The organism is Flavicella sp., from assembly GCF_029238425.1.
Classification (GTDB): domain Bacteria; phylum Bacteroidota; class Bacteroidia; order Flavobacteriales; family Flavobacteriaceae; genus Flavicella.
The window spans coordinates 1-2,481 of record NZ_JAQWGB010000105.1 but is presented as its reverse complement, the minus strand read 5'-3'; the positions used below and the strand labels follow the sequence as shown (position 1 = coordinate 2,481).

Genomic DNA, 2,481 nt, shown 5'->3' with positions numbered 1-2,481 from the left:
ATGCAATATTTCCTTTAGCATCCCCATACATCATGTTCAAACCAGGCGCATGAATAAGACTTATGGCCTTCTGAAATTCCAATACTGAATTTGAATGTGACATTTGATAACAAGCCTCGAGCAAATTATTTTCATGATTTGTATACACCCAATCCATTGCCACAGGGTAATCACTTTCTATCTGATCCACTAAATCATTCATAACAGGCCCATGTAGCGTTTTCCTCAGTTTAAAAGTAACTGGATCTCCACCTTTTACCTGTATCGTCTTTTCCGATATTTTATAATCTAATTCCTTCCCTTTGTACAGATACTTATATTTATCCTTAGAAGAAGGAGTCTCTTCATAAAAATCGATATCGTCATTTTCAAACATCGTAATACCAAATGCATACTCTCTATTATGAGCAAGCATTGGAAATGGAGTAAGTCCCAAATGAAAACCGTAACTCTCAAAATCAGGTGTCTTTATATGTGCCTGATACCAAACAGCCGGTTGAGAAAAACCAATATGAGGATCATTTTCAAAAATTACTTTTCCATTTTTAGTTTTCTCTGGTCCCACAACCCAAGAATTTGACCCAACCAAAGTTGGCACAGGTAACTGCTTTAAAACAGTTGTTATATCAGCCGCATAATTTTCATGGTTCTGCGAAATATTTGTTCCTAAAATACTAATATTTGTAGTATCGATTTCAATTGGCAAATCCCTTAAGTAAGTCTCGCCAAGTTTAGATTTCAGAGAAGACAACATCGGATCCGTTTTATGCGCCATAGCAAAACTAAAAGCCATATATCCAAAAACATTATATACATCCTTTATCTGATACAGCTCTTTATCAAGTCCTAATACATGAAATTCAAAAGGAGTTTTACCTTTTTTTATATACTCATTTATCCCAGCCAAATAAGCATTTGTAAGCTCAAAACTCACACTTGTGGTATCCAAATTTTGTATCGTCTCTTCCGCAGCTTCTTCAATTTCCAAACTTTTAAAGAAACGGTCGACTTCTATGGTTTTATCACCGAACAATTCCGACAATCTTCCGGCGGCAACACGCCTCAAAACTTCCATCTGCCACAATCTATCTTGTGCATGTACATAACCTAAAACTTTATAAGCATCTTTTTGAGAGGAAGCTTCTATGTGAGGAACCCCCATATCATCATAAAACACCTTTACTTCATCTGATAACCCTGGTAAATCTAGAGTACCATTATATTGTGGTTTTTGATACTGCGAATAAGAAAACATCAATATACACAGTAATAGTACCAAAACTCCCAAAGCCCATACTATTCGTTTTAATAAAGACATATCGTATGTTTAAAAAATTAATCTCGAATGGATATATTATATTTTTCTAGCAAGCCCAACACTCCTTCTTTGGAAAATTTGGCTTTTGCAATCCTGTTTTTTTCGGGGTTGATCGAATAATGAAAAGAAGAATAAAAATCCGACTCCTCTAGATTTGAGTTTTCAAAAACTGCTTTTTTACAATCGCAATTATCAAATAGGGCTTTTCTTAAAATCGACTCCGAAAAATCTACTTCTTCTAAGTTACAATTTCTAAAGATAGTATCCTTTATGTCAAGCTGATAAAACACGGAATAACTCAACTGACAGTTTTCAAAAGAAAAATTCAATAAAAAAGGATTGCAGGCTCCAAAATCCACTCCCACTATTTTACATTCTTCGAACTTTACTTCTTTAAATGATGTATGAATTACCTCAACATTACTTAAATTACAATTTACAAACTGACATTCAATAAATTCAGCATTAGATATTTTTGACCCAGAAAAATTGCAATTTGTAAACACGCAGGAATCATATTCAGCTTTAGGAAGTCTTTGCAAGGAATAATCAATATTTTCAAAATTTTTATCAAACTGCATTGGCATTAATATTTCAATTCCAAAGCTTGTTTGATATGTGCCAGATGATGATTCGAGTGCCAAGCATAAGAACCAATCACCTCGTCTAAACAAAATTTTGTACCGTGTTCGGGATGCATATATTCTTTTTTCAACTCTGAAGCTGATAATGCCTTCATCACTCCGGCCAATTTAGCATGTAAGCCTTTTAACAAGACCAAAGAATCCTCAAGATTCTCGTCTAAAGAATCCGGCAATTCCGCAAAACGATCTTCATAATATGGTCGGATTGCAGGTACATCCTCAGTCAATGCCAACTTTATACGTATCAGGCAATTCATATGACTGTCAGCACAGTGATGAACTACCTGTTTGATTGTCCATCCTTCTGGACGATATTTATAATTAAGTTGCTCTGAACTTAGGTTTTCAACAATATTTTTCAATCTAATCGGAAATAATTCTATTTCCAGAATCCAATCCTCTATCTGTTTAGAAGATATATTTTCTGGTTTATGAAACTCTCCAATCGGAAACCTTAATTTATACAATTCCTGCTCTTTCATATTATTTTTTATTTAAAACAACGATTGAATTTAACTG

General features: G+C 34.0%; 3 protein-coding genes. All 3 read right to left on the bottom strand.

Features of this window, described 5'->3' with window-relative positions:
- A partial coding sequence (locus P8H68_RS07720; protein ID WP_300323104.1) for a penicillin acylase family protein occupies positions 1-1,318 on the bottom strand: 1,318 nt, incomplete at its 3' end.
- A 17-nt stretch (positions 1,319-1,335) separates the two neighbouring features.
- Complete coding sequence (locus P8H68_RS07715) at positions 1,336-1,899, bottom strand: pentapeptide repeat-containing protein (RefSeq protein ID WP_300323102.1); 564 nt, start codon at positions 1,897-1,899, stop codon at positions 1,336-1,338.
- 5 nt (positions 1,900-1,904) lie between these two features.
- Positions 1,905-2,444 carry a YfiT family bacillithiol transferase gene (locus P8H68_RS07710; protein ID WP_300323100.1) on the bottom strand — a complete coding sequence of 180 codons (540 nt, stop codon included), beginning with the start codon at positions 2,442-2,444 and terminating at the stop codon, positions 1,905-1,907.
- Positions 2,445-2,481: the final 37 nt, after the last annotated feature.

Coding starts and splice junctions, on each gene's coding strand:
- P8H68_RS07715 (WP_300323102.1), bottom strand. CDS start 1,899: ATGCAGTTTGATAAAAATTTTGAAAATATTGATTATTCCTTGCAAAGA.
- P8H68_RS07710 (WP_300323100.1), bottom strand. CDS start 2,444: ATGAAAGAGCAGGAATTGTATAAATTAAGGTTTCCGATTGGAGAGTTT.